The sequence below is a fragment of the Streptococcus infantis genome (assembly GCF_047460825.1).
Classification (GTDB): Bacteria; Bacillota; Bacilli; order Lactobacillales; family Streptococcaceae; genus Streptococcus; species Streptococcus infantis_V.
Genome location: NZ_JASHFO010000026.1, coordinates 1 through 26,446 on the forward strand (window position 1 = coordinate 1; position 26,446 = coordinate 26,446).

Genomic DNA, 26,446 nt, shown 5'->3' on the forward strand with positions numbered 1-26,446 from the left:
AATCTGTAGACGTTTGTGATATTTGGCGTACGATGAATCTTTTAAGAGTTGTTCAATTTTTTGTGTTTCTTCGTTTGTAAGTTTCATAACTACTATTATAAGATGTTTTTTGATTTTAGTCTAGTATAAGAGAAAAAGTTTAAATTCGATGATAAATACTTGTCAAAAACTAGGAATCATGCTATACTTGAAGAGTTGACTATGCACAGTCCTGTGCAACCGCACGAACATCGTTGCTCGTCGTATAACAAATTTAAACTTCGTCATTATCGCCTTGCCTAACTTAAGTTATGTCTTCGGCTCAATTCCTAGTTTATTCTTTGTTATACTTAGAGCTCTTCTTTTAAGTGGTTCGTCCCACGATGCTAGGCGAGTCTTCACAAAAATACGGGGGAACCCCAAAAAATCATAGGAGGTGCATAATGAGCACATACGCAATTATCAAAACTGGCGGAAAACAAGTTAAAGTTGAAGTTGGTCAAGCAATCTACGTTGAAAAATTGAACGTTGAAGCTGGTCAAGAAGTTACTTTTAACGAAGTTGTTCTTGTTGGTGGTGAAAACACTGTTGTCGGAACTCCACTTGTTGCTGGAGCTACTGTAGTTGGAACTGTTGAAAAACAAGGAAAACAAAAGAAAGTTGTTACTTACAAGTACAAACCTAAAAAAGGTAGCCACCGTAAACAAGGTCACCGTCAACCATATACAAAAGTTGTCATCAACGCAATCAACGCTTAATTTTAAGGAGAACACATGATACAAGCAGTCTTTGAGAGAGCCGAAGATGGCGAGCTGAGGAGTGCGGAAATTACTGGACACGCCGAGAGTGGCGAATACGGCTTTGATGTCGTGTGTGCATCGGTTTCTACGCTTGCCATTAACTTTATCAATTCGATTGAGAAATTTGCAGGCTATGAACCAATCTTAGAATTAAACGAAGATGAAGGTGGCTATCTGATGGTTGAAATTCCTAGAGACCTTCCTTCACACCAGAGAGAAATGACGCAGTTATTTTTTGAATCATTTTTCTTAGGTATGGCAACCTTATCGGAGGACTCTTCTGAGTTCGTCCAAACCAGAGTTATCACAGAAAACTAACACGGAGGAAAACATTATGTTAAAAATGACTCTTAACAACTTGCAACTTTTCGCCCACAAAAAAGGTGGAGGTTCTACATCAAACGGACGCGATTCACAAGCAAAACGTCTTGGAGCTAAAGCAGCTGACGGACAAACTGTAACAGGTGGATCAATCCTTTACCGTCAACGTGGTACACACATCTATCCAGGTGTAAACGTTGGACGTGGTGGAGACGATACTTTGTTCGCTAAAGTTGAAGGCGTAGTACGCTTTGAACGTAAAGGTCGCGATAAAAAACAAGTTTCTGTTTACCCAATCGCAAAATAAAAAGGTCCAGTGAACCTTTTTATCCCGAGCCTTGAAATGAAAAGGCGAGGAAGCTAGAAGTAGCATTAAATAAGGCTTTCCGAGTTTTCGGAGAGCCTATTTTTTTGTTTTGGTACCCATATTTATAATCCGATAATTAGCATTAGTTATTTTTTAAGTTTACTTGATAAACTATTCTAATTCAATAAAATCTTAAGGAACTTATTTGATTTATTATGATAGATAATAAGAAAGAAATATGGTATAATATAGGGTGAGACCTTATGAATAAATAGTGAAAGAGTATATAAAAAATAATGAAAAAAATTGTCATTAACGGTGGACGTCCATTAAAGGGTGAAATAACCATTAGCGGAGCGAAAAATAGTGTAGTTGCTTTGATTCCAGCTATTATTTTGTCAGATGATGTAGTTATTTTGGACTGTGTTCCAGACATCTCTGACGTTGCTAGTTTGGTTGATATCATGGAAATCATGGGAGCTAGTGTCAAGCGTTATGACGATGTTCTTGAGATTGATCCTCGTGGTGTTCAAAATAAACCAATGCCTTATGGTAAAATTAATAGCTTGCGTGCGTCTTATTATTTCTACGGTAGTCTTTTAGGACGTTTTGGTGAAGCAACTGTAGGTTTGCCTGGAGGGTGTGACCTAGGACCACGTCCGATTGATTTGCATTTAAAAGCATTTGAAGCTATGGGAGCTAAGACAACCTACGAGGGAGATAATATGAATCTCTCAACCCAGGGATCAAGTCTACATGGTGCACATATCTATATGGATACTGTTAGTGTTGGTGCAACAATCAATACGATGCTAGCAGCAGTAAAAGCTAAAGGTCGAACAGTTATTGAAAATGCTGCTCGCGAACCTGAAATCATTGATGTGGCTACATTATTAAACAATATGGGAGCTCACATTCGTGGCGCAGGTACGGATATGATTACTATTGATGGTGTAGATAGCCTTCATGGAACACGTCACCAAGTCATCCCAGATCGGATTGAAGCAGGTACTTATATTTCAATGGCTGCTGCAGTAGGTCATGGGATTCGAATTAATAATGTACTTTATGAGCATTTAGAAGGATTTATTGCTAAACTTGAAGAAATGGGTGTTCACATGACTGTTTCTGAAGACAGTATTTTCGTTGAAGAGCAAACAAATCTAAAGGCTGTTAATATCAAGACAGCTCCTTATCCAGGTTTCGCAACAGATCTTCAACAGCCTATTACTCCTTTGCTATTAAAAGCAGAAGGTCGTGGCACATTGATTGATACAATCTATGAAAAACGTGTCAACCATGTTTTTGAATTAGCCAAAATGAATGCAGATATTTCAACAACAAACGACCACATCCTTTATAAGGGTGGAAATCCTTTGCAGGGTGCAAAAGTTAAGGCGACAGATCTACGTGCTGGAGCTGCCTTGGTTATTGCTGGCTTGATGGCTGAAGGAAAAACAGAGATTACCAATGTTGAATTCATCCTTCGAGGCTACTCGAATATTATCGAAAAATTGCGTAATCTTGGAGCAGATATTGAGCTAATCGAAGATTAGCTCTTTGAGGATTGCAATGAATATCTGGACTAAATTAGCAAAATTTTCTTTCTATGAGACGGAACGTTTATATTTCCGTCCCTTCTTTTTTACAGATGTAGATGATTTTCATCAACTTGCATCAGATTCTGAAAATCTTCAATTTATCTTTCCTGCACAAGTAAGTATTGAAGAAAGTCAGTATGCTCTTGCCAATTATTTTATGAAATCACCTTTGGGGATTTGGGCTATTTGTGATAAAAAAGAGCAGAGAATGATTGGAGCTATCAAGTTTGAAAAACTTGATGAAATTAAGAAAGAAGCAGAAATTGGCTATTTTTTAAAGAAAGACTATTGGTCTCAGGGTTATATGACTGAAGCAGTTACCAAATTACGAGATTTATCCATGAACGAGTTTGCCTTGAAGCAACTTTCGATTGTGACACATCTAGAAAATGTTGCTAGTCAGAAAGTAGCAGAAAAATCAGATTTTGTTCTTTATCGTCGTTTTAAAGGTAGCGATCGTTATACCCGAAAGATGCGGGATTATCTAGAATTCCGTTATACAAAAGGAAATCTAAATGAGTAAACACCAAGAAATATTAGCCTACTTGGAAGAATTACCAGTTGGGAAGCGTGTCAGTGTTCGTAGTATTTCAAATCGGCTGGGAGTAAGTGATGGTACGGCATATCGGGCTATCAAAGAAGCTGAAAATAGGGGACTTGTTGAAACACGTCCTCGAAGTGGAACAGTACGTGTAAAGTCAAAAAAAGTAGCTATTGAGAAATTAACGTTCGCAGAAATTGCAGAAGTTACAGGCTCGGAAGTTTTAGCTGGTCAAGCTGGATTGGACAGAGAATTTAGTAAATTCTCCATTGGAGCGATGACTGAAAAGAATATTCTTTCTTATCTTCATGATGGTGGCTTACTTATCGTAGGAGATCGAACACGTATTCAGTTATTAGCACTTGAAAATGAAAATGCTGTCTTGGTAACAGGTGGATTTGAAGTTCACGAAGATGTTTTAGAATCTGCCAATAAAAAAAATATTCCAGTATTACGCAGTAAGCATGATACATTTACAATTGCGACTATGATCAACAGAGCTTTGTCCAACGTTCAGATCAAGACAGATATTTTGACGGTTGAAAAAATCTATCGTACTAGTCATGAATATGGATTTCTACAGGAAACGGATACTGTCAAAGATTATCTAGACTTGGTTCGTAAGAATAGAACGAGCCGTTTCCCTGTCATTAATCAGCATCAGGTTGTTGTTGGTGTAGTTACTATGCGTGATGCTGGGGATAAATCACCTGGTACAACGATAGATAAGGTCATGACAAGGACAGTCTACATGACTGGTTTAGCGACGAATATCGCTAACGTTAGCCAGAGAATGATTGCTGAAGACTTTGAAATGGTACCTGTTGTGAGAAGTAATCAAACTTTACTTGGTGTTATTACTAGACGGGATGTCATGGAAAAGATGAGCCGCTCTCAAGTTTCAGCATTACCAACATTTTCAGAACAGGTTGGTCAGAAGTTATCTTACCATCATGATGAAGTTGTCATTACGGTTGAACCATTTATGTTGGAAAAAAATGGAGTCCTTGCAAATGGAGTTCTTTCAGAAATTTTGACCCATATGACGCAGGATCTGGTCGTGAATAGTGGACGTAATCTCATCATTGAACAGATGTTGATTTACTTTTTACAGGCTGTTCAGATCGATGATATCTTGCGAATTCAGGCTAGAATTATTCATCATACGAGAAGGTCAGCCATTATTGACTATGACATTTATATCAATCATCAAATCGTATCAAAAGCAAATGTTACTGTAAAAATTAATTAAAACTAGGAGAAAACATGATTACATTAAAATCAGCTAGAGAAATCGAAGCAATGGATAAGGCTGGCGATTTTCTTGCCAGTATTCACATCGGTTTGCGTGACATCATCAAACCAGGTGTAGATATGTGGGAAGTAGAAGAATATGTGCGTCGTCGTTGTAAAGAAGAAAATTTCCTTCCACTACAAATCGGTGTTGATGGGGCAATGATGGATTATCCTTATGCCACTTGCTGTTCACTCAATGACGAAGTAGCCCATGCTTTTCCACGCCACTATATTTTGAAGGAAGGCGATTTGCTGAAGGTAGATATGGTTCTTGGTGGGCCAATCGCTAAGTCTGACCTCAATGTATCTAAACTCAATTTTAACAACGTTGAGCAGATGAAAAAATATACTCAAAACTTTACGGGCGGCTTGGCAGATTCTTGTTGGGCTTACGCTGTTGGAAAACCGTCAGAAGAAGTTAAAAACTTAATGGACGTGACCAAGGAAGCTATGTATAAGGGAATTGAGCAGGCTGTTGTAGGAAATCGTATTGGAGATATTGGAGCTGCTATTCAGGAATATGCTGAAAGTCGTGGTTACGGAGTTGTTCGTGATCTTGTAGGACACGGTGTTGGTCCAACTATGCATGAAGAACCAATGGTGCCTAACTATGGTATCGCAGGTCGTGGTCTCCGCCTTCGTGAAGGCATGGTATTAACCATTGAGCCTATGATCAATACAGGTGATTGGGAAATCGATACAGATATGAAAACAGGCTGGGCACATAAAACAATCGATGGTGGACTATCGTGTCAGTACGAGCATCAGTTTGTTATTACAAAAGATGGGCCTGTAATCTTGACAAGTCAAGGTGAAGAGGGAACTTATTAATCAAAAAAGGAGCTGAGCTCCTTTTTTGATTCTTTCAAGTTGAAAATAAATTTGCGTAGCAGATTTCTTACAAAAGTTTTCTTTTATAGTAAAATAAAAGATGACTATATGAAAGAAGGTTCTTAATTGGAAAGTATTTTATTTTTTATTTCTGTCTTTATAGCTGGGGTCTTGTCATTCTTTTCTCCCTGTATCTTTCCCTTGTTACCAGTATATGCAGGTGTTCTGCTAGATGATCAAGAGAAGTCAAAGACATTTCGTTTTTTAGGTAAAGACGTTGCCTGGTCAGGATTGATTCGTACCCTCTGTTTTATTACGGGTATCTCTCTCATTTTCTTTATTCTTGGATTTGGAGCAGGATTCCTTGGGAATTTACTTTATGCTGACTGGTTTCGTTATGTCATGGGAATCATGATTATCATACTGGGATTGCATCAGATGGAAATTCTTCATCTACAAAAATTAGAGGTACAAAAAACAGTAACATTTAAGCAAAAACAGTCTAGTAAATATCTCTCGGCCTTTTTACTGGGGATCAGCTTCAGCTTTGGCTGGACTCCATGTATAGGTCCAGTTTTAAGTTCTGTTTTAGCACTGGCTGCCTCAGGAGGAAATGGAGCTCTTCAGGGGGCCTTATTGACCCTCATTTACACTCTCGGAATGGCACTTCCATTTTTAGTTCTGGCCTTGGCATCAGGTCTTGTCATGCCTTATTTTAGTAGAATCAAATCCCACATACTTTTATTGAAGAAAATTGGTGGTTTATTGATCGTTCTCATGGGAATTTTATTAATGTTGGGACAGTTAAATGTCTTATCTGGAATATTAGGATAAAAGGAGTTATCTATGAAAAAAATTATCTATTTTGGACTTAGTTTCTTGTCTCTCTTTCTTCTGATTGCTTGTGGCAAGGAAGAGAAAAAATCAAGTCCACAAAATCAATCAAGTCAGACACAACAAGCGCCTGTGAAGCAAGTAGCTATTGGAGCAGAAGCACCTGATTTCACCCTCCAATCGATGGATGGAAAAGAAGTGAAATTATCTGATTTTAAAGGTAAAAAAGTTTATCTTAAATTTTGGGCATCTTGGTGTGGACCATGTAAGAAGAGTATGCCAGAATTGATGGAACTTGCTGCAAAGGAAAATCGTGATTTCGAAATTTTATCTGTCATTGCGCCAGGGCTTCAAGGTGAAAAAACGGTAGACCAATTTCCAAAGTGGTTTGAAGAACAAGGCTATAAAGACATCCCCGTTTTATATGATACAAAAGGAGCTGTTTTTCAAGATTATCAAATTCGAAGCATCCCTACAGAGTATCTAATTGATTCACAGGGTAAAATTGCTAAGATTCAATTAGGTGCGATTAGTAACGCAGATGCAGAAGCAGCTTTTGCTCAAATGAAATAAAGTAATGAAATATAAAAATGTCTAGACAAATCGTCTAGACATTTTTTCTAACTTAAATTAGTTTTTTGAAGCTGCTTGGAATTCAGGGTTTTTCCAAGCTTCATCAATAATAGCTTGTAATTCTTTAGCTGAAGCTTGCATTTTTTGAGTTTCAGCATCGTTCAATGGGATGTTAACTGGACGAACGATACCGTGTGCACCAACGATAGCTGGTTGACCGATAAAGACGTTTTCAACTCCGTATTGACCTTCTTGGAATACTGAAAGTGGAAGAACAGCATTTTCATCATCAAGGATAGCTTTTGTAATACGAGCAAGGGCTACTGCGATACCATAGTATGTTGCACCTTTTTTGTTGATGATTGAGTAAGCAGCGTCACGAACTGAGATGAAGAGTTCTACAAGGTCAGCTTCATCCAAGTCACGGTTAGCTTGCAACCATTGTTCCAATTTTACACCGGCAACGTTTGCGTGTGACCAAACGGCAAACTCAGAGTCACCGTGTTCACCCATGATGTAGGCGTGAACTGAACGAGCATCAACGCCGATTTTTTCAGCAAGTGCTTGACGGAAACGAGCTGAGTCAAGTGAAGTACCTGAACCGATAACACGTTCTTTAGGGAAACCTGAGAATTTCCAAGTTGAGTAAGTCAAAACGTCAACTGGGTTAGCAGCAACAAGGAAGATGCCGTCGAAACCAGACGCAACAACTTGTTCAACGATTGATTTGTTGATAGCAAGGTTTTTACCAACAAGGTCAAGACGAGTTTCACCTGGTTTTTGTGGAGCACCAGCAGTGATAACTACAAGGTCAGCGTCCGCACAGTCTTCATACTTAGCTGCATAAATTTTCTTAGGTGAAGTAAAAGCAAGCGCGTGGCTAAGGTCTTCAGCATCACCAACAGCTTTTTCAAACAATTGAGGAATTTCAATGATACCAAGTTCTTGTGCAATTCCTTGGTTAACAAGAGCAAAAGCGTATGATGATCCTACGGCACCGTCACCGACAAGGATAACTTTTTTGTGTTGTTTAGTTAATGTCATTTGTCTAAACATCTCCTTCATTTTTTAAGGGCTTCCCCCGTTTAATTCAATTCTATCACTTTTAAATAGCTTTGTCACGGATATAACATCCACTTGACTATGTAAACGTTTTAGTCGTATTGTAACACTGAAATAAGAGACAAACTATGGTATAATATATCTAGTTACTAATAGTGAAATGAGGCATTTGTTAATGCAAGATAAAAATTTAGTGAATGTCAATCTGACAAAGGAGATGAAGACCAGCTTTATCGACTACGCCATGAGTGTTATCGTATCGCGGGCCCTTCCTGATGTTCGAGATGGGTTTAAACCAGTTCATCGTCGTATTCTATACGGTATGAACGAATTGGGTGTGACACCAGATAAACCTCATAAAAAATCTGCTCGTATTACAGGGGATGTCATGGGTAAATATCACCCACACGGTGACTCATCTATCTACGAAGCTATGGTTCGTATGGCGCAATGGTGGAGTTACCGATACATGCTTGTAGATGGGCATGGGAACTTTGGTTCCATGGATGGTGATGGTGCCGCAGCCCAGCGTTATACTGAAGCGCGTATGAGCAAGATTGCTCTTGAGATGCTTCGCGACATCAATAAAAATACCGTTGATTTTGTAGATAACTATGATGCCAATGAACGTGAACCCCTGGTTCTACCAGCTCGTTTCCCAAATCTTTTGGTCAATGGAGCTACAGGTATCGCTGTTGGTATGGCGACCAATATTCCACCACATAACTTGGGTGAAACCATTGATGCAGTGAAGTTGGTCATGGATAATCCAGAAGTTACAACCAAGGAATTAATGGAAGTTCTTCCTGGTCCAGATTTCCCAACTGGTGCCCTTGTTATGGGGAAATCAGGTATTCATAAGGCCTACGAAACTGGTAAAGGATCGATTGTGCTTCGTTCTCGTACTGAAATCGAAGAAACTAAGACTGGTCGCGAACGTATCGTTGTAACAGAATTTCCATACATGGTTAATAAAACCAAAGTCCATGAACATATTGTGCGTTTGGTTCAGGAAAAACGTATCGAAGGTATTACAGCTGTTCGTGACGAATCTAACCGTGAGGGTGTTCGCTTTGTTATCGAAGTGAAGCGTGATGCGTCAGCTAATGTTATTTTGAACAACTTGTTCAAGATGACTCAAATGCAAACTAGCTTTGGATTTAACATGCTGGCTATCCAGAATGGTGTACCAAAGATTCTCTCTCTTCGTCAAATCTTGGATGCTTATATTGAGCACCAAAAAGAAGTGGTGACTCGTCGTACTCAATTTGACAAAGAGAAAGCTGAAGTGCGTGCACACATCTTAGAAGGTTTGTTGATTGCTCTGGACCACATTGACGAAGTCATTCGTATCATCCGTGCCAGTGAAACGGATGCAGAAGCCCAAGCTGAATTGATGAGCAAGTTCAAGTTATCTGAACGTCAAAGTCAAGCAATTCTCGATATGCGTCTTCGTCGTTTGACTGGTTTGGAACGTGACAAGATTCAGTCAGAATATGATGAGCTTATTGCTTTGATTGCTGACTTGGCAGACATTCTTGCAAAACCAGAACGCGTAGCGCAAATTATCAAGGAAGAATTGGATGAGGTCAAACGTAAGTTTGGTGATCCACGTCGTACTGAGTTGATGGTTGGTGAAGTCTTGACTCTTGAAGATGAAGACTTGATTGAAGAATCTGATGTTCTCATCACTCTATCAAATAAAGGTTATATCAAACGTTTGGACCAAGACGAATTTACAGCTCAAAAACGTGGTGGACGTGGCGTTCAAGGAACTGGAGTTAAGGACGATGACTTTGTGCGTGAATTGGTTTCAACCAGCACTCACGATCATTTGCTATTCTTTACTAATAAAGGACGTGTTTATCGTCTTAAGGGGTATGAAATTCCAGAATACGGTCGTACAGCCAAAGGGTTACCAGTTGTCAATCTTTTGAAACTGGATGAAGGTGAAAGCATCCAAACCATTATCAATGTTGAATCAGAACGTAGTGATGATGCCTATCTCTTCTTTACAACTCGCGCAGGTATTGTCAAAAGAACCAGTGTCAAAGAATTTGCCAACATTCGTCAAAATGGTCTCAAAGCCTTAAATCTGAAAGATGAGGATGAGTTGATTAATGTCTTACTAGCTGAAAAAGACACAGATATCATCATCGGAACCAGATTAGGTTATGCAGTTCGTTTCAATCAGTCTTCAGTTCGTAGTATGAGTCGTATCGCCACTGGTGTTAAAGGTGTAAAACTTCGTGAAGGTGATGCTGTAGTGGGAGCGAGAGTGATTACTGATCAAGATGAAGTCCTTATCATTACTGAAAAAGGATATGGTAAGCGCACAGTTGCGACTGAATATCCAACAAAAGGGCGTGCCGGTAAGGGAATGAAAACAGCCAATGTTACTGAAAAAAATGGTCCTCTGGCTGGTCTCTTAACAGTAAAAGGGGACGAAGATCTGATGATTATCACTGACACAGGTGTCATGATTCGAACAAATGTAGCCAATATTTCACAAACGGGACGTTCAACTATGGGAGTAAAAGTGATGCGTCTAGATCAAGATGCTAAGATTGTGACTTTTACAAGTGTTGCAGCAGCAGAAAAAGAAGAAGTTGGGGCAGAACAGGAAACAGAAAGTGAAGCATAATGTCTCAAAAAAAGAATCAAAGTAAAAAAAATAAACGTAAAAATCTACTGATTAACATACTGGCAGGATTCCTAATCTTGCTATCTATCGCTTTAATCTTCAATACTAATATTCGTGATATGTTCATGATTTGGAATACTAATAAGTATCAGGTCAGTCAAGTGACCAAGGAAGAGATTGAAGAGAACAAAGAAACAGAAGGAAATTTCGATTTTGACTCTGTAAAATCACTTTCCTCGGAGGCAGTCCTATCAGCTCAATGGAATTCCCAGCAACTTCCGGTAATCGGAGGGATTGCCATTCCAGAGCTTGAAATGAATCTACCAATATTTAAGGGACTCGATAATGTTAACCTTTTTTATGGTGCTGGGACAATGAAAGCCAATCAGGTAATGGGGGAAGGAAATTATTCTCTAGCAAGTCACCGTATCTTTGCAGGTGAAAATGCAGATAAGAAATTATTCTCTCCTCTTGCTCGTGCTGAGAAAGGGATGAAAATTTATCTCACTGATAAAGAAAAAGTCTATACATACGAGATTGAAGAAGTTAAAATTGTAACTCCTGATCGCGTAGATGTAATTGATGAACGAGATGGGATTAAAGAGATTACCTTGGTAACCTGTGAAGATGCTAATGCAGTTGAGAGAATTATCGTTAAAGGGAATTTGACAGAGGTAAAATCTTATGCAGAAACTCCATCAGATATCTTAGAAGCCTTTAATAAACCCTATAAACAATTTTATGAATAGTAGAAGAGGTTGGGACAAAAGAGCCCGACCTCATTTTTTATTAGCAATCAAACTTTGACGCGGTAGCTGATTGAACTTTTTGTTCGTCTTTTAGACTCCAAAAAGTTCCTAATCATCCTCGCGGGGCTGGGACTACGAAATCGAGACTTGTTTACCGATTTCTGTCCCACCGCCTTTTCTTGTCAATTTCAGAAAATAGATAGGAAAAAGACTTTTCAATTTTGGTAAAAAGTAGTATAATGTTTCTATTATAGAAATTTTTAGAAAATTCCGAAAGAGGTTTGTTATGGGATACACAGTTGCTGTTGTTGGCGCTACAGGTGCCGTAGGTGCTCAAATGATCAAAATGTTGGAAGAATCAACTCTTCCGATCGATAAGATTCGTTACCTTGCGTCTGCACGTTCTGCAGGTAAGGTCTTGCAATTCAAAGGTCAAGATGTGACCATCGAAGAAACAACAGAAGACGCTTTTGAAGGGGTTGATATTGCTCTTTTCTCAGCTGGTGGATCAACTTCTGCAAAATACGCACCTTACGCTGTAAAAGCAGGAGCAGTTGTTGTAGACAACACTTCTTACTTCCGTCAAAATCCAGATGTACCATTGGTTGTTCCTGAAGTGAATGCTCACGCCCTTGATGCTCACAACGGAATCATCTCTTGTCCTAACTGTTCAACAATTCAAATGATGGTGGCTCTTGAGCCAGTCCGTCAAAAATGGGGCTTGGAACGTATCATCGTATCAACTTATCAAGCAGTTTCAGGTGCTGGTATGGGAGCAATTCTTGAAACCCAACGTGAGTTGCGTGAAGTCTTGAATGATGGCGTAAATCCACGTGATTTGCATGCGGAAATCTTGCCTTCAGGTGGCGATAAGAAACACTATCCAATCGCCTTCAACGCTCTTCCGCAAATTGACGTTTTCACTAATAATGATTACACTTACGAAGAGATGAAGATGACCAATGAAACCAAGAAAATCATGGAAGACGATAGCATTGCTGTATCAGCAACATGTGTACGTATTCCAGTTTTGTCAGCTCACTCTGAGTCAGTCTATATTGAAACAAAAGAAGTAGCACCAATCGAAGAAGTGAAAGCAGCTATTGCTGCATTCCCAGGTGCAGTTCTTGAAGATGATGTTGCTCACCAAATCTATCCTCAAGCAGTTAATGCTGTTGGTTCACGTGATACTTTCGTTGGACGTATCCGTAAAGATTTGGATGCAGAAAAAGGTATTCATATGTGGGTGGTTTCTGATAACCTTCTTAAAGGTGCCGCTTGGAACTCAGTTCAAATCGCTGAGACTTTACACGAACGTGGATTGGTTCGCCCAACAGCTGAATTAAAATTTGAATTGAAATAATGTGTAGGAGTTCTTTTGAACTCCTTCTTTAAAATAGAAAGATGTTTTGTATGTCTTATCAAGATTTAAAAGATTGTAAAATTATCACGGCCTTTATTACTCCTTTTCATGAAGATGGCTCTATCAATTTCGCTGCCATTCCAAAGTTGATTGAACATTTATTAGCACATCATACAGACGGAATTCTCCTAGCAGGAACAACTGCTGAGAGTCCGACTCTAACTCACGATGAGGAGCTTCAGTTGTTTGCGGCTGTTCAAAAGGTTGTCAACGGACGAGTTCCTTTAATCGCTGGTGTTGGTACCAATGATACACGCGACTCTATTGAGTTCGTCAAAGAGGTAGCAGAGTTTGGCGGTTTTGCGGCTGGTCTTGCGATTGTTCCTTACTATAACAAACCATCCCAAGAAGGTATGTATCAGCACTTTAAAGCTATCGCAGATGCTTCTGATTTACCCATTATCATCTATAACATACCAGGTCGTGTAGTTGTTGAAATGACTCCAGATACCTTACTTCGTTTGGCAGAACATCCAAATATTATAGGTGTCAAAGAATGTACCAGTCTTGCCAATATGGCTTACTTGATTGAGCATAAACCAGAAGAATTCTTGGTTTATACTGGTGAAGATGGAGATGCCTTCCATGCTATGAACCTTGGTGCAGACGGAGTTATCTCTGTTGCTTCCCATACAAATGGAGATGAGATGCATGAAATGTTTACTGCAATCGAAGAAAGTGATATGAAGAAAGCGGCAGCTATTCAACGTAAATTTATTCCTAAAGTAAATGCTCTCTTCTCTTACCCAAGTCCGGCACCTGTTAAAGCAGTACTCAACTATATGGGATTCGAAGCTGGGCCAACTCGTCTACCTTTGGTTCCTGCACCTGAAGAGGATGCTAAACGCATTATCAAAGTTGTTATTGATGGGGATTACGAAGCAACTAAGGCAACTGTCACTGGAGTCCTTCGTCCTGATTATTAAGATAACTAATATATAAAACTTTCTAAACAAGTAATATTGTTGGGAAGTTTTTTTCTTTTTCTACGAATAAATAGATAGAGAGAAAAACAAGGAGTCTATCATGAAGATTAAGATTGATAATTTTGAGATTTATAAGTTGAAACAAGCAGGTTTAAGTAATCAACAGGTTTTAAAGGTACTTCAATATGGAGAAATCTATGATCAAGAATTAACCCTAGAAACGATAGCAGAAGCATCTGAGTGTAGAAATCCAGTGGTTTTTATGGAACGTTACCATAAACTCACCTTCGAAAGTATGGAGCGATTAAGAAGTGACTTTGAAAAATTTCCCTCTTTTTCTATTCTAGACGATGTCTATCCCTTTGCTCTCAGTGAAATCTATGATGCTCCAGTATTGTTATTTTATAAGGGCGATTTAAATCTCTTAAAGTTGCCTAAGATTGCAGTTGTAGGCAGTCGCTCTTGTAGTCAAACAGGAACAAAATCGGTCCGTAAGGTTATTGAAGAATTGGAGAATGAGCTGGTGATTGTGAGTGGGCTTGCTAGAGGGATTGATACTGCAGCTCATATGTCTATTCTTCAAGGTGGTGGAAAAACCATTGCAGTCATTGGGACTGGCTTGGATGTCTATTATCCGCGTTCTAATAAACGACTGCAGGACTACATCGGTGAATATCATTTGCTCCTGAGTGAGTATGGACCGGGTGAAGAACCTTTGAAATATCACTTTCCAGCACGAAATCGGATTATTGCTGGCTTATGTATGGGTGTTATCGTTGCTGAGGCAAAGATGAGATCTGGTAGTTTGATTACTTGTGAGCGAGCCATGGAAGAAGGAAGAGATGTTTTTGCTATTCCAGGGAGTATTTTGGATGGTCGTTCAGATGGTTGTCATCACTTGGTTCAAGAAGGTGCAAAACTTGTTTCAAGTGGTCAGGATGTGCTAGCAGAGTTTGAATTTTAAGAACTAGCAAGCTTTAATCGGTTAAACTTTTCTTCTATATATAGGAGTTAAGTCTTGACAGGTTTTTAAAAATGGTTTACACTTTATAAAGTTTATTACTTTGAAAAGGTGTGATACTGTGGCTACGGCAACAAAGAAGAAAAAATCAACAGTTAAAAAAAATCTAGTAATCGTGGAGTCGCCTGCAAAGGCTAAAACGATTGAAAAATACCTGGGTAGAAATTATAAGGTTTTAGCCAGTGTTGGTCATATTCGTGATTTGAAAAAATCCAGTATGTCAGTCGATGTAGAAAATAATTATGAACCCCAATATATCAATATTCGTGGGAAAGGTCCTCTGATCAATGACTTGAAAAAAGAAGCTAAAAAAGCCAATAAAGTCTTTCTCGCAAGTGACCCGGACCGCGAAGGAGAAGCAATTTCTTGGCATTTAGCTCATATTCTTAATCTAGATGAAAATGATGCTAACCGTGTTGTTTTCAACGAGATTACCAAGGATGCGGTAAAAAATGCCTTTAAAGAACCTCGTAAGATTGATATGGATTTGGTGGATGCCCAACAAGCCCGTCGTGTCTTGGACCGCTTGGTAGGTTATTCTATTTCACCAATTTTATGGAAAAAGGTCAAAAAGGGCTTGTCAGCTGGCCGTGTTCAGTCTGTTGCTCTCAAGTTAATCATTGACCGTGAAAATGAGATTAATGCATTTCAACCAGAAGAATATTGGACGATTGATGGAGTCTTCAAAAAGGGGACTAAGCAATTCCAAGCATCCTTCTATGGAATGAATGGCAAGAAGATGAAATTGACAAGCAATGAAGAGGTCAAAGAAGTCTTATCTCATCTATCCAGCAAAGACTTTACAGTTGATCAGGTAGATAAAAAAGAACGCAAGCGTAACGCTCCACTCCCTTATACTACCTCAACTATGCAGATGGATGCAGCTAATAAAATCAATTTCCGTACTCGAAAGACCATGATGGTTGCTCAGCAACTCTATGAAGGAATTAATATTGGTACAGGCGTCCAAGGTTTGATCACCTATATGCGTACTGACTCGACTCGTATCAGTCCAGTTGCTCAAAATGAAGCTGCAAACTACATTAATGAACGTTTTGGCAGTAAATATTCTAAGCATGGCAGCAAGGTAAAGAATGCGACTGGTGCTCAGGATGCCCATGAGGCTATTCGCCCATCAAGTGTCTTTAACACGCCAGAAAAAATTGCTAAATACTTAGACAAAGACCAACTTAAACTTTATACACTTATCTGGAATCGCTTTGTAGCGAGTCAGATGACGGGTGCTATCTTTGATACCATGGCTGTGAAGCTCTCTCAAAATGGAGTTCAGTTTGCAGCGAATGGTAGTCAGGTTAAATTTGATGGTTACTTGGCTATTTACAATGATTCAGATAAGAATAAGATGTTGCCGGATATGGCAGTTGGTGATGTCGTCAAGCAGGTCAATAGTAAACCTGAGCAGCACTTCACTCAACCGCCAGCTCGTTATTCGGAAGCAACACTGATTAAGACTTTGGAAGAAAATGGTGTTGGACGTCCATCAACTTATGCACCCACTATTGAAACCATTCAAAAGCGCTATTATGTGCGTTTGGCAGCCAAGCGTTTTGAACCGACAGAATTGGGAGAAATTGTCAATAAACTGATTGTTGAATACTTCCCTGATATCGTCAATGTAACCTTTACAGCTGAAATGGAAGCTAAACTGGATGATGTCGAAGTTGGAAAAGAGCAGTGGCAACGAGTCATTGATGAATTTTACAAACCCTTCTCTAAAGAGGTTGCCAAAGCCGAAGAGGAAATGGAAAAAATCCAAATCAAGGATGAGCCAGCAGGATTTGATTGTGAAGAGTGTGGCAGTCCGATGGTCATTAAACTTGGTCGTTTTGGTAAGTTCTATGCTTGTAGCAATTTCCCAGATTGCCGTCATACACAGGCTATCGTGAAAGAAATTGGTGTGGAGTGTCCAAGCTGTCATCAAGGTCAAATTATTGAACGAAAAACTAAGCGTAATCGTATCTTTTATGGTTGCAATCGCTATCCAGAGTGTGAATTCACTTCTTGGGACAAGCCTGTTGGACGAGATTGTCCAAAATGTGGCAACTTCCTCATGGAGAAAAAAGTCCGTGGTGGCGGTAAGCAGATCGTTTGTAGCAATGGTGATTACGAAGAAGAAAAAATCAAATAAAAAATGAGTCCTGAAAGTAAATTTCAGGCTCTTTTTAGTAAAGGCTTGACAAAATTCCTTACTTTGTGGGAAACTAGTAAATGATTATTCTAAATAAGGAGAAGTTATGCGTATTGTTTATCTGATTATTGGATTTCTGTCATTAGCTCTGGCTATTGTTGGAGTTGTCTTGCCCTTGTTGCCCACGACTCCTTTTCTTTTGTTGTCTATTGCTTGTTTTTCGAGAAGTTCCAAGCGTTTTGAAGATTGGCTCTATCATACCAAACTTTATCAGACTTACGTAGCGGACTTTCGTGAGACCAAGTCTATTGCTCGTGAACGTAAGAAAAAAATTATTGTATCGATTTATATCTTGATGGGAATTTCCATTTATTTTGCGCCTCTTTTACCAGTCAAAATCGGTCTGGGATGTTTAACCATCTTTATCACCTACTATCTTTTCAAGGTTATTCCTGATAAAGAATAATTTTAATAAGTAACGATTTTCCTTGATAAAAACAAAAACATATTCGAAATAATATGATATAATAAATTTAAAGTAATCTTCAAGGAGAATCAAATGATTTACGAATTTTGTGCTGAAAATGTAACCTTGCTTGAAAAAGCTATGCAGGCAGGAGCTCGTCGCATCGAGCTTTGTGACAATCTAGCAGTTGGTGGAACAACTCCAAGCTACGGAGTAACCAAGGCAGCTGTGAAGCTGGCGGCCGACTACGATACGACCATTATGACTATGATTCGACCACGTGGTGGTGATTTTGTCTACAATGATTTAGAAATTGCCATCATGCTTGAGGATATTGATCTAACTGCTCAAGCAGGAAGCCAGGGGGTTGTCTTTGGTGCATTGACTGCTGATAAGAAGTTAGACAAGGCCAATCTTGAAAAATTGATTGCTGCATCTAAAGGTATGGAAATTGTTTTCCATATGGCATTTGATGAATTAAGTGAACAGGAGCAGTTAGAAGCTATTGATTGGCTCAGCCAAGCTGGAGTGACACGCATTCTGACTCGTGCTGGTATATCTGGCGACTCGTTAGAGAAACGCTTTGCTCATTATCATAGAATCCTAGAACACGCTGCAGGAAAAATTGAAATTTTACCTGGTGGAGGGATTGACATGGACAACCGTCAGATCTTTATTGACCAACTGGGTGTGACACAATTACATGGAACTAAGGTCGTCTTTTAAAAAATAGAAAGGAACTGCTAGCTTTTGGTAGCAGTTTTCGCTTATGTTTGAAATTTTTAAAGCTTATCAGTTTAATAGTAAAAAGGCTAAAGAGTATGGATTTGAAGAAAATCAAGGTGTATGGACCTTTAGCTCGACCATTTTACAGGGTGACTTTCTTATGATAGTTACAGTTGAGGATGGAGACTTATCTTTTCAAGTTTATGACCAAGAAACTGGCGATCTTTATCCTCAAGTTCACATGGAAAGTATGAGAGGTACGTTTGTTGGAACTGTTCGAGAGGCTTGTTTAGAAGTTCTTTATGACATTCGAAAGGCCTGTTTTAACGTGCAGGGATTTCTCTGTCCACAGACTAAGAGAATTATGGCAGTTGTTCAAGAAAAGTATGGAAATCAATTGGAATATCTATGGGAGAAATCCCCTGATACAGCTGTTTTGCGCCATGAGGGCAATCAAAAGTGGTATGCTGTTTTGATGAGAATCTCTTGGGATAAGCTTGAAAAGGGAAGAGAAGGACTAGTGGAAGCAGTCAATCTCAAACATGATCAAGTATCTGATTTGTTGGTAAAAAAAGGGATTTATCCAGCCTTTCATATGAACAAGCGCTATTGGATAAGTGTGCCACTTGATGACAGTTTATCAGATGAAGAGGTGCTTGAATTGATCGAAAAAAGTTGGAACTTGACCTTGAAAAAGTAATTAGATTTACTTGATTTTTCAAATACTTTCAATTAGCAAAATATTCTTTACTGAAGAAATTTTCAGAAAATATTGGATTTTTTCTTGACATGTGTTTTTTCCTATGCTAAAATACTAAACAAGATATCAAACGAAGGAGAAAGTCAAACATGAAAACAGCTAAGTTTAATCAATTTGCTTTGTTGTTGAGGTACTCGGGCTAGTGCAAAAGCATTAGTCCTGTTTGGCTTACCAAGCGGGAGTAAATCAACATCTCGCTTGGAACTCCGAGCGAGATGTTTTTTTAAAACCGAATTTAGAAAAGGGGAAATCTTATGAGAACAGTTGAATTTCTAGATACTAGCCTTCGAGATGGTGAGCAGACACCAGGTGTTAATTTTTCGATCAAGGAAAAGATTGCTATAGCAAGACAATTGGAAAAATGGGGAATTTCGGCAATTGAAGCGGGTTTTCCAGCAGCTAGTCCTGACTCATTTACTGCAGTTCAGGAAATCGCTAAAGTCTTGAAGAAAACAGCAGTGACTGGTCTAGCTCGCTCTGTTAAATCAGATATTGACGCTTGTTATGAAGCACTTAAGGATGCTAAGTATCCACAAATCCATGTTTTTATCGCTACTAGTCCTATTCATCGTGAATTTAAGTTGAATAAAAGCAAAGAGGAAATATTGGAAGCTATTAAAGAGCATGTTTCCTATGCACGGAGTAAATTTGAAGTGGTAGAATTCTCTCCTGAAGATGCGACTAGAACTGAGCTGGATTTCCTCTTACAAGTCGTTCAAACAGCGGTAGACGCAGGTGCAACCTATATCAATATTCCTGACACGGTTGGTTTTACCACACCAGAGGAATATGGGAATATCTTCAAGTATCTGATTGACAATGTTAAAACTGACCGTCAGATTATCTATTCGCCTCACTGTCACGATGACCTTGGAATGGCAGTTGCAAATAGCCTTGCAGCTGTTAAGAATGGGGCAGGGCGTGTTGAAGGAACCATTAACGGTATTGGAGAACGAGCTGGGAATGCTGCTTTAGAAGAAATAGCGGTGGCCCTCAATATTCGCCAAGATTATTATCAAGCAGAGACAAGTATTGTCCTAAACGAAACGATCAATACGTCCGAAATGGTCTCTCGCTTCTCAGGAATTCCAGTTCCTAAAAACAAGGCTGTGGTTGGTGGCAATGCTTTCTCTCATGAATCAGGTATTCACCAAGACGGTGTTCTTAAAAATCCTCTCACCTATGAGATTATCACACCAGAGTTGGTGGGTGTTAAGAGTAATAGTCTCCCACTTGGGAAATTATCTGGTCGCCATGCCTTTGTAGAAAAACTGAGAGAACTGACCTTAGACTTCACAGAAGAGGATATCAAGCCACTCTTTGACAAATTCAAATCACTTGCAGATAAGAAACAAGAAGTCACTGACGCAGATATTCGAGCTTTAGTAGCTGGTACCACGGTTGAAAATCCAGAAGGGTTCCACTTCGATGATCTACAACTTCAAACTCATGCGGAAAATGATATTGAAGCGACTGTTAGCTTGGCTAATTTGGATGGTGAAAAGGTTGAATTTAATGCAACAGGACAAGGTTCGGTTGAGGCCATCTTTAACGCTATCGACAAATTCTTTAATCAATCTGTTCGCTTGGTATCCTACACCATTGATGCGGTAACCGACGGGATTGATGCTCAGGCACGTGTCTTGGTTACTGTTGAAAACAGAGATACTGAAACTATCTTTAACGCAGCAGGTCTTGATTTCGATGTGTTGAAGGCTTCGGCTATTGCCTACATTAATGCCAATACCTTTGTTCAAAAAGAAAATGCTGGTGAAATCGGCCCAAATCTTTCCTATCGTGACATGCCTAGTGTTTAAAGGAGAATTCTATGACAAAGAAAATAGTTGTCCTAGCAGGCGACGGAATTGGACCAGAAATTATGGAAGCTGGTTTAGAAGTTCTTGCATCGATAGCCGAAAAAACGGGATTTGACTTTGAGATAGAAAGACGACCATTTGGAGGTGCAGGTATTGATGTTACAGGACATCCCTTACCAGATGAAACACTCAAGGCATGTAGAGAAGCAGACGCTATTCTCCTAGCAGCTATCGGTAGTCCCCAGTATGATAATGCCGCAGTTCGACCTGAACAAGGCTTGCTGGCTCTTCGTAAGGAACTAAATCTCTATGCCAATATTCGTCCGGTAAAGATATTTGAGAGTCTCAAGCACTTATCACCTCTTAAGCCAGATCGAATTGCTGGTGTTGACTTTGTAGTAGTGCGTGAGTTGACAGGCGGTATTTACTTTGGTGATCATATCCTTGAAGAGCGCAAAGCGCGTGATATCAACGACTACAGTTATGAGGAAGTGGAGCGGATTATTCGTAAGGCCTTTGAAACCGCAAGAAGTCGGAGAAAAATCCTTACCAGTATCGATAAGCAAAATGTTTTGGCAACATCAAAACTATGGAGGAAAGTGGCTGAGGAAGTCGCAAAAGATTTTCCAGATGTAACCTTGGAGCACCAGCTGGTCGACTCGGCTGCCATGCTCATGATTACAAATCCAGCTAAGTTCGATGTTATCGTGACGGAGAATCTTTTCGGAGATATTCTATCTGATGAATCAAGCGTTCTATCTGGCACGCTTGGAGTCATGCCATCAGCTAGTCATTCTGAAAAAGGTCCAAGTCTTTATGAACCTATTCATGGTTCGGCACCTGATATTGCTGGACAAGGAATTGCAAATCCTATTTCCATGATTTTGTCAGTTGCCATGATGCTGAGAGATAGCTTTGGACGTTATGAGGATGCGCAGCGTATCGAACGTGCTGTTGAAGCTAGTTTAGCGGCTGGCATTTTAACAAGAGATATAGGAGGACAGGCTTCGACTAAGGAAATGACAGAAGCCATTATCGCAAGACTATGAAACTAAACGAAGGAATTACTTTTGCCCTCCTGATTTGGAATCTCATCATTTTCTTGATCTATGGCATTGACAAATTTAAGGCAAGAAGAGGTGCTTGGCGGATACCTGAAAAATATTTACTATCATTTGCATTTTTTTGTGGTGGTTTTGGTGCCTGGTTGGCAGGAATCACCTTTCATCACAAGACTAGAAAATGGTATTTTAAAACAGTTTGGTTCCTAGGGATAGTGACTACACTAGTAGCTTTGTATTTTGTATGGAGGTAATGAATGGCAGGAAAATCGATTTTTGATAAATTATGGGACCTCCATGTGATCACAGGAGAAGAGGGACAACCTCAGCTTATGTATGTGGATCAACACTATATCCACGAAGTGACCAGTCCTCAGGCATTTCAAGGATTACGAGACGCAGGACGCAGATTGAGACGACCAGACTTGACATTTGGGACCTTTGACCACAATGTACCGACAGTTAATATCTACGATATTCGAGATGTGATATCCAAGGCTCAAATTGATAAGTTGGCAGAAAATGTTGAGGAATTCGAGATTGAACATGCGGCCCATGGTTCTGAAAAACAGGGCATCGTTCACATGGTTGGTCCAGAAACAGGACGAACACAACCAGGAAAATTCATCGTCTGTGGTGATAGCCATACAGCAACCCATGGAGCTTTTGGAGCGATTGCATTTGGAATTGGGACCAGTGAGGTCGAGCACGTATTTGCTACTCAAACTATTTGGCAGGTTAAGCCAAAGAAAATGTTGGTGGAATTCACAGGAGTTCCTCAAAAAGGAGTCTATTCCAAGGATTTCATCTTAGCCTTGATTGCCAAGTACGGTGTTGCTTGTGGTGTTGGCTACGTGGTTGAGTATCGTGGTCAAGCGATTGATGCACTCAGTATGGAAGAGCGAATGACCATCTGCAATATGTCCATTGAGTTTGGCTCTAAGATGGGAATCATGAATCCAGATCAGACAACCTATGACTATCTCAAGGGACGCGAGTGTGTTCCCAAAGATTTTGACGCAGCAGTTGCTGACTGGAAAAGACTGGTTAGTGATGACGATGCCGTTTATGACAAGGTTATCCGTATGGATGTTTCAGAATTGGCTCCTATGGTGACTTGGGGCACCAATCCAGCTATGGGTGTTGATTTTGATAGTAGCTTCCCAGAAATAAAGGATATGAATGATGAACGTGCATATCATTACATGGATTTACAACCAGGTCAGAAACCAGCAGATATCGAACTTGGCTATGTTTTTATAGGTTCTTGTACCAATGCTAGACTTAGCGATTTGCAACTGGCAGCTCGATTTGTCGAAGGGAAGAAGATTGCTCCTAACTTAACAGCTATTGTGGTACCTGGTTCTCGACCAGTCAAGCGAGCTGCTGAAAAGTTGGGCTTGGATAAGGTTTTCCAAGATGCTGGATTTGAGTGGAGAGACCCAGGTTGCTCCATGTGCCTAGGAATGAATCCAGATAAGGTACCAGATGGTGTTCACTGCGCCTCAACAAGTAACCGCAACTTTGAAGACAGACAAGGATTTGGTGCTAAGACACATCTTTGCAGTCCAGCCATGGCAGCTGCGGCAGCAATTGCAGGGCGCTTCGTAGATGTTCGGAAAATGCCTGAAGCCCAGTAAGGAGAGGATATGGAAAAATTTACAGTTTATACAGGAACAACGGTTCCTCTTATGAATGATAATATCGATACCGACCAAATCCTACCCAAGCAGTTTCTCAAGTTAATTGATAAGAAAGAATTTGGTAAGTACCTCATGTATGCTTGGCGTTATCTAGATGACAAGTACACTGAGGATCCAGATTTTGTCTTTAACCGACCTGAGTATCGCAAAGCCAGTATTCTCATCACAGGAGATAACTTTGGGGCTGGCTCTTCTAGAGAGCACGCAGCTTGGGCATTAGCAGACTATGGCTTTAAGGTCGTGATTGCAGGTTCTTTTGGCGATATTCATTACAATAATGAACTTAATAATGGCATGTTGCCTATTGTTCAGCCTAGGGAGGTTAGAGAAAAGCTAGCCCAACTCAAACCGACCGACCAGGTAACTGTGGACTTGGAACAACAAACAATCATCACACCAGTTGGAGAATTCACTTTCGAAATTGATAGTGAGTGGAAACACAAGCTCTTAAATGGTTTGGATGATATCGGTATTACCTTGCAGTATGAAGATTTGATTGCTGCATATGAAAAACAACGACCAGCCTACTGGCAAGAATAAAAAATAGAAAAGGAAATAGAACTATGACAAAACACATTCAATGGAACGGAACACTTTCACAAGAAGGCTATGACATTTTAAAAGGTGAGGGCGGATGTATCGTTTGCCCTACAAAAGTTGGTTACATCATCATGACTAGCGATAAGGCAGGCCTTGAACGCAAATTTGAAGCTAAAGAGCGTAATCGTAACAAACCAGGTGTTGTACTTTGTGGAAGTATGGATGAACTTCGCGCTTTAGCACAACTCAACCCAGAAATTGAAGCCTTCTATCAAAAACATTGGGACGAAGATATTCTCCTCGGTTGTATCCTTCCTTGGAAACCAGAAGCCTTTGAAAAATTGAAAGCATACGGTGATGGTCGTGAAGAACTCATGACCGATGTGCGTGGAACGAGCTGTTTTGTTATCAAGTTTGGTAAAGCTGGTGAACAATTGGCTGCCAAACTTTGGGAAGAAGGAAAAATGGTCTACGCCTCATCAGCAAACCCGTCTGGTAAAGGAAATCGTGGTAAGGTTGAAGGAATCGGGGAACGTATCGAAGGAGCAGTGGATCTTGTTATCGAAGCTGACGACTACGTTGCTTCTATCCAGCCAGACAAAACAGTTGAAACACGCTACGAACAAGGTGTGATGGTGTCTATGGTCGATAAAGACGGCAAACTCATTCCAGAACAAGGTGGAGCACGTTCAACTTCTCCGGCACCAGTTGTGATTCGTAAAGGGCTTGACATTGATAAAATCATGATGCACCTGTCAGATACATTTAACTCATGGGACTACCGTCAAGGTGAGTATTACTAAAATAAGAAAGAAGTCTAGTGTTAAGAGCAGTTGAAGCTCCTAACCCTGGGCTTTTTGGGGCTCTTTTCTATCATTTGTCAAGTATATCAAGGGCTTTAAGTAAAAAAAGAGATAAGACAGTAGCTATTCTGAGGTTACTGTCTTATTTTTACCACTTATTGATCCATAAAAGGGCATGCTAAAAAACACCTCATCTGGTATTTTTTGAAACAAGGTGTTATAATAATACGGCATAGATGACCTTATCGATTTTGGGTCAAAGAGTAATCGTAAAGTTTGTTATGCGTAATGAGGTAATACATTGTTCGAATGAGACGATGTATAGAGGCAATCGCATGTGGCTTGGTTGAAGCTATTGTCGATTGTCTTTTTCGTTTCTCATAAAAGTCGGCGATATGGCAGGGATTGGTATGACTAGCTGCAGCGATGTTATGAATGCACTTGAACAAGATTTTTCTGGCATAGGGATTACCTTGCTTAGTAATGTGTTCCTTGGCGAGAAAGTTCCCAGATTCTTAGTGTCTCAGGTCAATGCCAATAAAAGCGTTGATTTGATTGGTAGACTGAAAGCGACGAATATCTCCCAATTCGCCAATGATAGATGTCGCTGTGATTTCTGCGATGCCAGGAATTGATCGTAAGATGTCATACTCTGGTAAAGGCTGAGCTAGAGCTACCATGTCGTCTAAGACAACCTGTCTGTGCTCAGAAAGACGAAGCAATTCTTGAGCATAGTAACGAACCTCTTCAAGCATTGGGGAGATTTTCTTGACCGCACAATAAGACTAATTAGCTAGTTTTGTAAGCTTATCTACTAAGTAAGTCCCACGTTTCTCAGAGATGCGTTTTGCCGTAATCTGAAGGATGATAGCTATTATATTTGATTGAATCTAGAAAAGTACACTAAGAATTCTAAAACGTTTTTAGAAATTAATTTGACTTCCATAATCTTTTTGTTCATATCCTATTTCAATCTGCTATGATGTGTCGTCATCTGACTCCAGTACAAAACTATTACATGGAAAAGTCATGACCAAGTTCCAATATTGTTCCCCAGTTGGTGTCGACAAGATGTTTTTCAATTCATGAAAAGTTACCTGTAAAACCTTGTGCAGACAGTTTTTAGCGCAGACGATATCCTCAGTAAGATTCTGATAGAAACGGCTGAGATCGCGTAATTCTTGATAAAGCGCTTCTTGGACATAGTTTGGTTTACGATTGAGGATGAACTGAGACGCAGCTAGTTTTTCAGCAACAATCTTATCGAATTTATAGAAGCTTAGTTTATAAAATACATGTTATAATAAAGCTATGGCATATAGTACAGATTTTAAACAACGAGCATTAAATTACATCAAAGAGGGACACAGCCATGTCGAGACATCAAAAGTTTTTGATGTTGGCGTCAGAACTCTCTTCACATGGGAAAAGAAATTACGTGAACAAGGGCACTTAGAGCGGAAAAAGAGAGTCGCCAAAAGCCGAAAGATTCCTTTGGAGGAGTTGAAGGCCT

Annotated in this window: 26 protein-coding genes, 2 pseudogenes and 1 other annotated feature; of the genes and pseudogenes, 25 read left to right on the forward strand and 3 right to left on the reverse strand. The window is 39.7% G+C overall.

What is annotated here, in order from left to right; genetic code table 11:
- The first annotated feature begins 207 nt into the window (after positions 1-207).
- Positions 208-387, forward strand: a sequence feature (ribosomal protein L21 leader region).
- A gap of 35 nt (positions 388-422) precedes the next feature.
- The 9 genes from rplU (at position 423) to sdbB (ending at position 7,083) form a co-directional block, all read left to right on the forward strand.
- Positions 423-737: a 50S ribosomal protein L21 gene (gene rplU / locus QM911_RS07815; protein ID WP_000109137.1), complete on the forward strand. Its 315-nt coding sequence runs from the start codon at positions 423-425 to the stop codon at positions 735-737.
- 15 nt (positions 738-752) lie between these two features.
- Positions 753-1,097, forward strand: coding sequence for a ribosomal-processing cysteine protease Prp (locus QM911_RS07820; RefSeq protein WP_000613695.1), 345 nt, complete (start codon positions 753-755; stop codon positions 1,095-1,097).
- Positions 1,098-1,113: 16 nt separating this feature from the next.
- On the forward strand, positions 1,114-1,407 hold the full coding sequence (gene rpmA, locus QM911_RS07825; protein WP_000916509.1) for a 50S ribosomal protein L27: 294 nt from the start codon (positions 1,114-1,116) through the stop codon (positions 1,405-1,407).
- Positions 1,408-1,703: 296 nt separating this feature from the next.
- Positions 1,704-2,963, forward strand: coding sequence for a UDP-N-acetylglucosamine 1-carboxyvinyltransferase (locus QM911_RS07830; RefSeq protein ID WP_414313635.1), 1,260 nt, complete (start codon positions 1,704-1,706; stop codon positions 2,961-2,963).
- 16 nt (positions 2,964-2,979) lie between these two features.
- Positions 2,980-3,531, forward strand: coding sequence for a GNAT family N-acetyltransferase (locus QM911_RS07835; protein ID WP_414313636.1), 552 nt, complete (start codon positions 2,980-2,982; stop codon positions 3,529-3,531).
- Positions 3,524-4,801 carry a CBS-HotDog domain-containing transcription factor SpxR gene (gene spxR, locus QM911_RS07840; RefSeq protein ID WP_061863167.1) on the forward strand — a complete coding sequence of 426 codons (1,278 nt, stop codon included), beginning with the start codon at positions 3,524-3,526 and terminating at the stop codon, positions 4,799-4,801. Before QM911_RS07835 ends, spxR begins: the two co-directional genes overlap by 8 nt.
- 14 nt (positions 4,802-4,815) lie before the next feature.
- Positions 4,816-5,676, forward strand: coding sequence for a methionyl aminopeptidase (locus QM911_RS07845; protein ID WP_045763436.1), 861 nt, complete (start codon positions 4,816-4,818; stop codon positions 5,674-5,676).
- A gap of 126 nt (positions 5,677-5,802) precedes the next feature.
- The gene (gene ccdA2, locus QM911_RS07850) at positions 5,803-6,510 is read left to right on the forward strand and encodes a thiol-disulfide oxidoreductase-associated membrane protein CcdA2 (RefSeq protein ID WP_414313637.1); all 708 of its coding nucleotides are present in this window, start codon (positions 5,803-5,805) and stop codon (positions 6,508-6,510) included.
- Positions 6,511-6,522: 12 nt separating this feature from the next.
- On the forward strand, positions 6,523-7,083 hold the full coding sequence (sdbB, locus tag QM911_RS07855; RefSeq protein ID WP_414313638.1) for a thiol-disulfide oxidoreductase-associated lipoprotein SdbB: 561 nt from the start codon (positions 6,523-6,525) through the stop codon (positions 7,081-7,083).
- A gap of 57 nt (positions 7,084-7,140) precedes the next feature.
- Here sdbB and QM911_RS07860 read toward each other — a convergent pair whose 3' ends face one another.
- Entirely contained in the window at positions 7,141-8,127 is a 987-nt protein-coding gene (locus tag QM911_RS07860) for an L-lactate dehydrogenase (RefSeq protein ID WP_000176425.1), read from the reverse strand.
- Between the two features lie 193 nt (positions 8,128-8,320).
- On the opposite strand from QM911_RS07860, the gene gyrA reads away from it, so the two are divergent.
- The 15 genes from gyrA (at position 8,321) to QM911_RS07935 (ending at position 24,933) form a co-directional block, all read left to right on the forward strand.
- Positions 8,321-10,789 (forward strand): DNA gyrase subunit A, encoded by a 2,469-nt coding sequence (gene gyrA / locus QM911_RS07865; protein ID WP_414313639.1) that lies wholly within the window; start codon positions 8,321-8,323, stop codon positions 10,787-10,789.
- Positions 10,789-11,538 (forward strand): class A sortase, encoded by a 750-nt coding sequence (locus QM911_RS07870; protein WP_414313640.1) that lies wholly within the window; start codon positions 10,789-10,791, stop codon positions 11,536-11,538. The genes gyrA and QM911_RS07870 overlap by 1 nt, the downstream gene beginning before the upstream one ends.
- A 286-nt stretch (positions 11,539-11,824) precedes the next feature.
- The gene (locus QM911_RS07875) at positions 11,825-12,901 is read left to right on the forward strand and encodes an aspartate-semialdehyde dehydrogenase (RefSeq protein WP_414313641.1); all 1,077 of its coding nucleotides are present in this window, start codon (positions 11,825-11,827) and stop codon (positions 12,899-12,901) included.
- A 50-nt stretch (positions 12,902-12,951) separates the two neighbouring features.
- Positions 12,952-13,887, forward strand: coding sequence for a 4-hydroxy-tetrahydrodipicolinate synthase (dapA, locus tag QM911_RS07880; RefSeq protein WP_414313642.1), 936 nt, complete (start codon positions 12,952-12,954; stop codon positions 13,885-13,887).
- A gap of 106 nt (positions 13,888-13,993) precedes the next feature.
- Positions 13,994-14,851 (forward strand): DNA-processing protein DprA, encoded by an 858-nt coding sequence (gene dprA / locus QM911_RS07885; RefSeq protein ID WP_152904343.1) that lies wholly within the window; start codon positions 13,994-13,996, stop codon positions 14,849-14,851.
- 118 nt (positions 14,852-14,969) lie between these two features.
- On the forward strand, positions 14,970-17,057 hold the full coding sequence (gene topA / locus QM911_RS07890; RefSeq protein WP_414313643.1) for a type I DNA topoisomerase: 2,088 nt from the start codon (positions 14,970-14,972) through the stop codon (positions 17,055-17,057).
- 106 nt (positions 17,058-17,163) lie between these two features.
- Positions 17,164-17,523 (forward strand): YbaN family protein, encoded by a 360-nt coding sequence (locus QM911_RS07895; protein WP_001223807.1) that lies wholly within the window; start codon positions 17,164-17,166, stop codon positions 17,521-17,523.
- Positions 17,524-17,616: 93 nt separating this feature from the next.
- A complete protein-coding gene (locus tag QM911_RS07900) occupies positions 17,617-18,249 on the forward strand; it encodes a copper homeostasis protein CutC (RefSeq protein WP_414313644.1) in 633 nt (210 codons plus the stop codon).
- A gap of 43 nt (positions 18,250-18,292) precedes the next feature.
- Positions 18,293-18,949: an MmcQ/YjbR family DNA-binding protein gene (locus tag QM911_RS07905; RefSeq protein WP_414313645.1), complete on the forward strand. Its 657-nt coding sequence runs from the start codon at positions 18,293-18,295 to the stop codon at positions 18,947-18,949.
- A 314-nt stretch (positions 18,950-19,263) separates the two neighbouring features.
- The gene (locus QM911_RS07910) at positions 19,264-20,826 is read left to right on the forward strand and encodes a 2-isopropylmalate synthase (protein WP_414313646.1); all 1,563 of its coding nucleotides are present in this window, start codon (positions 19,264-19,266) and stop codon (positions 20,824-20,826) included.
- 11 nt (positions 20,827-20,837) lie between these two features.
- Positions 20,838-21,875: a 3-isopropylmalate dehydrogenase gene (gene leuB / locus QM911_RS07915; protein WP_414313647.1), complete on the forward strand. Its 1,038-nt coding sequence runs from the start codon at positions 20,838-20,840 to the stop codon at positions 21,873-21,875.
- Complete coding sequence (locus tag QM911_RS07920) at positions 21,872-22,141, forward strand: DUF1294 domain-containing protein (RefSeq protein WP_414313648.1); 270 nt, start codon at positions 21,872-21,874, stop codon at positions 22,139-22,141. Before leuB ends, QM911_RS07920 begins: the two co-directional genes overlap by 4 nt.
- Before the next feature lie 3 nt (positions 22,142-22,144).
- A complete protein-coding gene (gene leuC / locus QM911_RS07925; protein WP_414313649.1) occupies positions 22,145-23,527 on the forward strand; it encodes a 3-isopropylmalate dehydratase large subunit in 1,383 nt (460 codons plus the stop codon).
- A gap of 9 nt (positions 23,528-23,536) precedes the next feature.
- On the forward strand, positions 23,537-24,130 hold the full coding sequence (gene leuD, locus QM911_RS07930; protein WP_414313650.1) for a 3-isopropylmalate dehydratase small subunit: 594 nt from the start codon (positions 23,537-23,539) through the stop codon (positions 24,128-24,130).
- Positions 24,131-24,153: 23 nt separating this feature from the next.
- Entirely contained in the window at positions 24,154-24,933 is a 780-nt protein-coding gene (locus tag QM911_RS07935; protein ID WP_045763419.1) for an L-threonylcarbamoyladenylate synthase, read from the forward strand.
- A gap of 242 nt (positions 24,934-25,175) precedes the next feature.
- On the opposite strand, the pseudogene QM911_RS07940 reads toward QM911_RS07935, so the two are convergent.
- Positions 25,176-25,793, reverse strand: a pseudogene (locus tag QM911_RS07940) (transposase); the annotation flags it as partial.
- Between the two features lie 120 nt (positions 25,794-25,913).
- Positions 25,914-26,204: pseudogene (locus tag QM911_RS07945) on the reverse strand (IS110 family transposase); the annotation flags it as partial.
- A 40-nt stretch (positions 26,205-26,244) separates the two neighbouring features.
- Between QM911_RS07945 and QM911_RS07950 the strand changes: the two are divergent.
- A partial coding sequence (locus QM911_RS07950) for an IS630 transposase-related protein (protein ID WP_414313651.1) occupies positions 26,245-26,446 on the forward strand: 202 nt, incomplete at its 3' end.